This is a genomic window from Chloroflexus sp. (assembly GCF_034435895.1).
Classification (GTDB): Bacteria; Chloroflexota; Chloroflexia; order Chloroflexales; family Chloroflexaceae; genus Chloroflexus.
Genome location: NZ_DAOTWH010000226.1, coordinates 1 through 7,796, shown reverse-complemented (window position 1 = coordinate 7,796; position 7,796 = coordinate 1). Strand labels below are relative to the sequence as shown.

Genomic DNA, 7,796 nt, shown 5'->3' with positions numbered 1-7,796 from the left:
CACCCACCCGCACCCCTCGCCCGACCCGCCCGCCTGAACCGACCGCCACGCCCCGCCCATCGCCGACCGTGGCCTCAACCCAAAGCAGCCAGTTGGCGCTGGTCGATATTGGCCCGCTCAAAACCTACCGCCATGCAAGCGGTGTGTTCCGCATTGATGTGCCCAACAACTGGACGCTGCAAGACAATAGTTCGCCCGATGAGCTGTTGCTGATCTGGACTGACCCGACCGGCAATGGCGCGATCTTAGTCAATATCTTCGAGGACAGCCGCAGCTTTACGGATAGCCAATTGGTTAATCTGCTCAATACCTTCCTCGAAGATCGCTTTGGTAATCAGCCTGATTTTTTCTACGAAGATCCGCGCCCCCAGAATGATGGCAGCCAACTGGTGGTATGGTCGTATATTGCAACCGTCGACAACAACATCAAAGCCACCATGCTCGGCAACAGCTTTGTCGAACAGCGCGGCAACAAGATCTCGATCCTGACCACGCTCGTGCCGGATGAGCAGTTTGACACCTTGCGCAGCCAGACCGACAACATCATCAATACGTATGCCATCGACTCCAGCGCCGCGCTCGGCGGCGGTACCACCATTGGCGGCGGCACCACCAGCGGCGGCGGTCTGGCGCCGGTTGAGATCGGCCAGTTGCGCACCTATTCGCACCCTTCGGGTGTCTTTAGTATCGATCTGCCGGTCAACTGGACGCTCACCGACAATAGCCGGCCCGGCGAGTTGATTCTGGTCTGGACCGATCCCTCAAACAATGCCGCGATTATCGTGGATGTGTTAGCAGATAACAGACAATACAGCGATGAACAGTTGGTGGATAAGTTGATTGCCTATCTCGAGGATTCATTCGGCAACCAGCCCGATTTCTTCTACGAAGACCCCCGCCCGCAGAACGACGGCAGCATTCTGATCGTCTGGGGATACACGTCCACCGCCTCAAATAACGTGCAGGCGTCAATGTTGGGCAACAGTTTCATCGAACAGCGCGGCAATAAAGTGGCCGTATTGACCACCCTAGTGCCGGAAGAGCAGTTTGATGCGCTGCTCGACCAGACCAACGCGATCATCAACACCTACCGGATTAATCCGGACGCGCGGGTGCCATAGTTCATGTTAAGCCGTCTGTTCCCAAAGGTAAGAACAGAGGGATCGATTGGTTGATTGCGCTCAACCTTGCTCTGACCACGAGGGTTGGAAAAAGCGTGCGGCAACTTGGCTGCCGCACGCTCCGCAACCCACACTGGCTTAGGCCTTCGCCGCTGCGTTGTGCGGCAGGTAAACTGCCGCACTCCAGAGATCATTGCTCTCCGCAACCCGCACTGTCCTAGGCCTTCGCCGCCGCGTAATGCTCGGCCACCTTCGCCCAATTCACCACGTTCCACCACGCATCGACGTAGGCGGCCCGCTTGTATTGGTACTTCAGATAGTAGGCATGCTCCCAGACATCGATGCCAAGGATGGCCGTCTTGCCCTCCATTAGCGGATTGTCTTGGTTCGGCGTGCTCATAATGCTCAGGCTACCGTCTTTACCGGCAATCAGCCATGCCCACCCCGAACCGAAGCGGCCCAGCGCCGCCGTCTTGAACTTCTCTTTGAAGGCATCGAAGCTGCCGAAGGCAGCGTCAATCGCAGCCGCCAGCTCGCCTTCCGGCGCGCCGCCGGCGTTCGGCCCCATAATCTCCCAGAAGAAGGTATGGTTCCAATGCCCGCCGCCGTTGTTGCGCACCGCGGTGCGAATGGCTTCGGGAATGGCTTCCAAATTGCTCAGCAGCTCTTCGATCGTCTTGCCCTGCAAATCGGGGTAGTTGGCCAAGGCGTTATTCAGGTTGGTGACGTAGGTCTGATGGTGATTATCGTGGTGATAACGCATCGTCGCTTCGTCAATGTACGGCTCCAGCGCGTTATAGTCGTAAGGCAACGGCGGAACTTCAAACGGCATGCGTAACCTCCGAGACGTTTTCAAACAATGACGGCCACCATTGGCCATCAGCTTGGGTGCACTTCTATTGTACCGCGAATTATCAACCTAATGCTACGCCGGAATACGATAGCGGCAGCAATGCCCGCCTTCGGCAATCGTCATATCACGCTTGATCGTCGTAGCCAGCAAATCTTCGTAAAGGCGCAGTTCTTGATCGCAAATCTGCGGATAACGGCGCGCAACGCAATCGAATGGGCAGTTGTACTGCATCATGAGTAGATCGCCATTATCGAGCTGCTCGCACTCGCACATATAGCCCTGTGCGGCTAGCGTATCGGCCAGTACCGTCACTTGCGCCGCCCGCGACTTGCCGGCCAATTTGGGCGCGAGATCGGCGCTTAACGTCTTGCGCCGTTGCTCAAGCACCTCGCTCACCGCCGTATCGCCACCAACCGCGGCAACACTCTCGATCAGCTCGCATACCAGCCGTTCGTAATGCTTGGGGAAGAACGTTTCCGCTCGCTCGGTAAGCGCATACAGATGCGCTGGCCGGCCAACGTTCCGGCGCAAGCCGCAAATGTAAACCAACCCTTCCCGCTCAAGCGCGGTTAAGTGCTGGCGAATGCCAACCGCGCCAATTTCGAGCGCGGCGCTCAATTCAACGGCGCTCATCTCTCCATGCCGGCGCAACAATTGCAAGATGCTGCGCCGCGTCGCCCCTTGTTCTCTGCGCTCAACTTTCATGGCCGGCGTCACCACTTTATGTGTATAATCCTATCGATATGGTCTTATGGTGAGTATATCAATCGCGCTATGGCCTGTCAAGGAAGACGCACGAATTTCGCTATTTTAGCAACATCATTCTTTCTTAATTCTCTGGTATAATGCTAAGCGACACGCAGTTAGGTTGTATGGAGTAGAGGCATGGGTCTCTTTTCTGGCAAGCAGCCGGCACAGGTGACGGAAGAGCAGATTTTGGCCGCGTTGCGGCAGGTGCAAGAGCCAGAGTTGGGCGGCGATCTGGTGTCTCGCCAAATGGTGAAGCATGTTGCGATTTGTGATGGAATTGTCCGCTGTACGATTGAGTTGACGACCCCAGCCTGCCCGCTCAAAGATCAGATCCGCGATGAGGTGGTCGCTGCGGTGAGCGCCGTTCCCGGCGTGAAAGAGGTCAATGTCGATTTCACCGCGAATGTGCGCCGGCCCGCCGGTATTCCTGAGCAGTCGGCCATTCCCGGTGTGGCCAATGTGATTGCGGTGGCCGCCGGCAAGGGCGGGGTCGGCAAGAGCACGGTGGCGGCGAATCTGGCTGTGGCGCTGGCCCAGATGGGGGCGCAGGTCGGCCTGCTCGACGCCGATGTCTTCGGGCCGAGTTTGCCGTTGATGTTGGGGGTTCGCGGCCAGCCGACCGCCGTCAGTGATGCCAACGGCCAGCCGATAATGCTGCCGCTGAACAATCACGGTATCAAGGTGATGTCGGTCGGCTTTTTGATCGATGAGTCGCAGCCGGTGATTTGGCGCGGGCCGATGGTCAGCCAATTGTTGCGCCAGTTCCTCTATCAGGTGGCGTGGGCGCCGCTCGATTACTTGATTATCGATATGCCCCCCGGCACCGGTGATGTGGCCCTGACCCTTGCCCAAAGCCTGCCGCTGACCGGCGCGCTGATTGTGACCACCCCCCAGCAGGTGGCGACGATCGATGTGATCAAGGCGATGGAGATGTTCCGCAAGGTGAATGTGCCATTGCTCGGCGTGGTCGAGAATATGGCCTATTTCATCGCGCCTGATACCGGCAAGCGTTACGACATCTTTGGCAGCGGCGGCGCCGAACGGCTGGCGCGCCAATTGGGCGTGCCAGTGCTCGGCCAGATTCCGCTCGGCATGAGCGTGCGCGAGGGTGGTGATACCGGCCAGCCTGCCGTGATCAGCGACGCGCCCGATGCCTACGCCAATATCTTCCGGGAACTCGCCCGCCAAGTCGCCGCTCGCATTTCGGTGTTGCAGTACGCGACAGTGTAAGACGATTACCAAGTTTCAGCGCGTCGTATCCCCCCTCCCCCAGCGGGGGGGAGGGGATGGGGGTGGGGGCCATCGGGCACAGCCCCCCTCTAGGGGAAGGATTCATACTCCCCTCCCCCAGCGGGGTTGAGAGACGGAGACAACGTTTGATCGAGCACAACCGTTGATCGCTGTACGATGCCTTAACGCTCATTTCTGCGCTCCCCTCTCCCGCGTCAGGGAGAGAGGGGCTGGGGTGAGGGCTAGCAGCCCGCGCAGCGGGCTTCGTAACCCTAGCCAAGCCCTGAAGGGCCGGGGTTCGGGTCAAACCCTCTGTCCTCCCCACCCCCAGTGGGGGAGGGCTGGGGGTGGGGGCTACATCCCCCAGCGGGGGAGGGGATGGGGGCAATATTAATCCTTTTTGGCTGTCCGTTGCGTCGTTGCGTGTTCACGATGAGGTGTATGCATGGCCGCTCAGCCGCTCTCCGGCACAATTCCAATCACCTTCTACGAGCCATCCCGCCATCCCCGCTACGCCACCGATACCCCTGCTCTTGACCAGTATGGTCGCCGGATCGACTATCTGCGCGTTTCGCTCACTGACCGCTGCAATATGCGTTGCGTCTATTGCATGCCCGCGGTCGGCATGCAGTTCGCCCCCCGCCCTGAATTGCTCACCAACGATGAGTTGTTGCTCGTCATACGCGCCGCTGCCCGCGCCGGTTTCCGCAAGTTGCGCTTGACCGGCGGCGAACCGACTCTGCGCCACGATCTGATCAATCTGGTGCGCGAGCTGAAACGGATTCCCGGTATTGAGCATATCGCGATGACTACCAACGCTCTGCGCTTGCGCAAGCTGGCCCAACCGCTGCGCGAAGCGGGGTTGGATCGCGTCAACATTAGCATTGATACGCTCGATCCGGTGAAGTTTCGCATGATGACCCGCGGCGGCAGTCTCGATGAGGTGTGGGCCGGCATTGAGGCGGCGGACGCCGCCGGTCTGCATCCGATCAAGCTGAACGCGGTGGTGGTGCGCGGGATGAATGACGAAGAGGTGGTGCGGCTAGCCGGCCTGACCCTCGACCGGCCATGGGAGTTTCGCTTTATCGAGGTGATGCCGCTCACCGGGGTAGCGGGGTTGGCCGAAGAGGGGATTGTCACTAGCGCCGAGCTGATTGCTCGCCTCGAACAGCACTACGGCCCGCTGGAAGAGATTGGCCATGCGCCGAGCGATCCGGCCCGCACCTACCGGTTGCCCGGCGCCAAGGGGGTGATCGGCTTTATTTCGAGCGTGAGCGACCCCTTCTGTTCGACCTGTAACCGTATGCGCCTCACTGCTGATGGCCGCCTGCATCTGTGCCTCTTGCGCGACGATGAGGTCGATCTGCGCGCCGCCGTGCGCAATGGCGCTACCGTTGATGAAATTGAGCAGATCATTCGCCACGCCGTCTACATCAAACCATGGGGCCACGGCCTCCCCGAAGGCGTGAAACCAACCCTGCGCGGGATGTCGGAATTAGGCGGCTGAGCGGGCCGATTTCCAACATCTCTCTAACGAACAAACGCCGGCTGAGTGATTACAATGCATGGTAGTGCGTTGGTGGCATGCGCTTGGCGTTGTGTTTGCTTGCCAACGCGCTTGTATCGCTCAGCCATAGCGAGGGAGGTCTATGACTACCGAACCATTGACCGAAACTGGCCGGCAATCCCATGCCTTTAAGGCCGAAGTGCAGCAGGTGCTGTACATTCTTGCCCATTCGCTCTACACTGACCGCGAAATCTTTCTGCGTGAGCTAATCTCGAACGCTTCCGACGCAATCAACCGGGTGCAGTTCGAGATGCTCACCAACCGCGAGGTGCGTAACCCTGAACTCGAACCGCAGATTACGATTGAGGTCAACAAAGAGGCGCGCACCCTCTCGATCAGCGATACCGGCATCGGCATGACCGCCGAGGAGATGGTTGAGCATCTTGGCACGATTGCCCAGTCGGCGGCGCGCGCGTTTGTGAAACAGGCCGGCGAAGGGGCTAAGCAGACGGCGAGTGAGATTATTGGCCAGTTTGGCGTCGGCTTCTACTCGGTGTTTATGGTCGCCGATAAGGTGACAGTCGTGTCGCAGTCGTACCGGCCCGATGCGCCAGCGGCCATGTGGGAATCGAGCGGCGGCGATAGCTTTACCGTTGGCCCCGCCGAGCGCGCCCAACGCGGCACCACGATTACCCTCCATCTCAAAGAGGATGCTGCCGAGTTCGCTGATCCGTGGCGGATCGAGCAGATTGTCCGTCGCCACTCGAACTATATTGCTTTCCCAATCATGCTCAATGGCCGCCAGATCAACGCCCGCACCGCGATCTGGCGCAAGGCGCCGCGCGATGTCACTACTGAGGAATATCACGACTACTATCGCCAACTGACCCTCGATAGCCAGCCACCGCTGAGCTATATCCACATCTCGACTGACGCGCCGGTTGATCTGCACGCGATTCTCTACATTCCGTCACGCCGCGAGCGCGGCCTCCTCGAACGGCGGATCGAGGGCCAGATTAAGCTCTATTCGCGCAAGGTGTTGATCCTCGAAGAGGCGAAGGATCTATTGCCGGCCCACTTCCGCTTTATCGAGGGCGTGGTTGACAGCGAAGACCTGCCGCTCAACGTATCGCGCGAGAGTGTCCAGAGCGGCACTGCTGGCGGTTCGCCGGTGATGCAGCGCCTGCGTAAGACGCTCACCGCTCGTTTGAACAAAGAGCTGAACGAGCTGGCCGAACGCGATCCCGAAAAGTACCGCACCTTCTGGCAAGAGTTCGGCCTCTTTATCAAAGAAGGGATCGCTACTGATTACGAGTACCGCAATGATCTCCTCAAGCTGCTGCGCGTCCAGACGACCAAGAGCGGCGAGGAGCTGATTACGCTGGCTACCTACAAAGAACGCATGGCGCCCGGCCAGAAGGAGATTTACTACCTGATGGCGGCCAGCCGCGAGGCGGCGCTGAGCAGTCCGCACCTCGATCCGCTGCGCGCGCGCGATATCGAGGTCATCCTCTTCACTGACCTGATGGATGGCTTTATGCTGTCGGGGTTGCGCGAGTACGAGGGCTTGCGCCTGCGCAACATTGACGAGGGCGAGCTTGATTTGCCCGGCGAGGTGGAGCAGCCCGCCCCAGCGATTGACGATGCCCAATTTACCGCGCTGGCCGAACGGATTGCGGCTGCCTTGGGCGAGCGGCTGAAAGAGGTGCGTGCCTCTAAGGTACTACGCGATAGCCCGGCCCGCTTGGTCGCCGATGAGGCGGCGTTTGGCCGCGAGATGCAGCGTATCCAGCAGATTCTGGGTCACGAGGTACAAACCGGGCCGCGCATTCTGGATCTCAACCCGGCTCACCCCTTGATCGCGGCGCTCGCCCGCCGCGCCGCTGCCGATCCCAACGACCCGCTGATCCCGCTGGCCGCCGAGCAGCTCTACGACAACGCGCTGTTGATCGAGGGCTTGCACCGCGACCCGGCGGCCATGGTGCCGCGCATCTTGCGACTGCTTGAACTCGCCGCCAACGCCGAGCGGTAGCCACAGAGAACGCAAAGCATTGTAAACGCAAAGGCGCAGAGATCGCAGAGATCGCAAAGGTGGTTGAAATAGGGGGCTTTAGGACAGCCGTACTCTAGCCCCCTACCATAACAAACCCTTAGCGATCTTCGCGCCCTTTGCGTCTTTGCGTTAAAAGTCTCTGCGCCTTTACTTTCTACGCCGGGAGACGAACAACCCCGCGCCACCTAACGCAATTACCGCCAACACGATCCACAACCACCACGGCGCGCCACTGCCGCCAGCGACCGGCGCTGGCTCGGCGGCGGGGGTGGGAGAGGGAAC

General features: G+C 59.7%; 7 protein-coding genes. 4 read left to right on the top strand and 3 right to left on the bottom strand.

Features of this window, described 5'->3' with window-relative positions; genetic code table 11:
- On the top strand, positions 1-1,121 hold a 1,121-nt coding region (locus U9R81_RS13320; RefSeq protein WP_322495930.1), incomplete at its 5' end, for a hypothetical protein.
- A 217-nt stretch (positions 1,122-1,338) separates the two neighbouring features.
- Here the strand turns inward: U9R81_RS13320 and U9R81_RS13315 are convergent.
- The gene (locus tag U9R81_RS13315; RefSeq protein WP_322495929.1) at positions 1,339-1,953 is read right to left on the bottom strand and encodes a superoxide dismutase; all 615 of its coding nucleotides are present in this window, start codon (positions 1,951-1,953) and stop codon (positions 1,339-1,341) included.
- 93 nt (positions 1,954-2,046) lie between these two features.
- The gene (locus tag U9R81_RS13310) at positions 2,047-2,679 is read right to left on the bottom strand and encodes a helix-turn-helix transcriptional regulator (RefSeq protein WP_322495928.1); all 633 of its coding nucleotides are present in this window, start codon (positions 2,677-2,679) and stop codon (positions 2,047-2,049) included.
- 180 nt (positions 2,680-2,859) lie between these two features.
- Here U9R81_RS13310 and apbC point away from each other — a divergent pair, with 180 nt between their 5' ends.
- The 3 genes from apbC (at position 2,860) to htpG (ending at position 7,493) form a co-directional block, all read left to right on the top strand.
- Positions 2,860-3,954 (top strand): iron-sulfur cluster carrier protein ApbC, encoded by a 1,095-nt coding sequence (gene apbC, locus U9R81_RS13305; protein ID WP_322495927.1) that lies wholly within the window; start codon positions 2,860-2,862, stop codon positions 3,952-3,954.
- Positions 3,955-4,399: 445 nt separating this feature from the next.
- Complete coding sequence (gene moaA / locus U9R81_RS13300; RefSeq protein ID WP_322495926.1) at positions 4,400-5,461, top strand: GTP 3',8-cyclase MoaA; 1,062 nt, start codon at positions 4,400-4,402, stop codon at positions 5,459-5,461.
- A 142-nt stretch (positions 5,462-5,603) separates the two neighbouring features.
- Positions 5,604-7,493: a molecular chaperone HtpG gene (gene htpG / locus U9R81_RS13295; RefSeq protein ID WP_322495925.1), complete on the top strand. Its 1,890-nt coding sequence runs from the start codon at positions 5,604-5,606 to the stop codon at positions 7,491-7,493.
- 168 nt (positions 7,494-7,661) lie between these two features.
- Here htpG and U9R81_RS20090 read toward each other — a convergent pair.
- Positions 7,662-7,796: LPXTG cell wall anchor domain-containing protein (locus tag U9R81_RS20090; RefSeq protein ID WP_416180965.1), on the bottom strand; the 135-nt coding region annotated here is incomplete at its 5' end.

Coding starts and splice junctions, on each gene's coding strand:
- U9R81_RS13315 (WP_322495929.1), bottom strand. CDS start 1,953: ATGCCGTTTGAAGTTCCGCCGTTGCCTTACGACTATAACGCGCTGGAG.
- U9R81_RS13310 (WP_322495928.1), bottom strand. CDS start 2,679: ATGAAAGTTGAGCGCAGAGAACAAGGGGCGACGCGGCGCAGCATCTTG.
- apbC (WP_322495927.1), top strand. CDS start 2,860: ATGGGTCTCTTTTCTGGCAAGCAGCCGGCACAGGTGACGGAAGAGCAG.
- moaA (WP_322495926.1), top strand. CDS start 4,400: ATGGCCGCTCAGCCGCTCTCCGGCACAATTCCAATCACCTTCTACGAG.
- htpG (WP_322495925.1), top strand. CDS start 5,604: ATGACTACCGAACCATTGACCGAAACTGGCCGGCAATCCCATGCCTTT.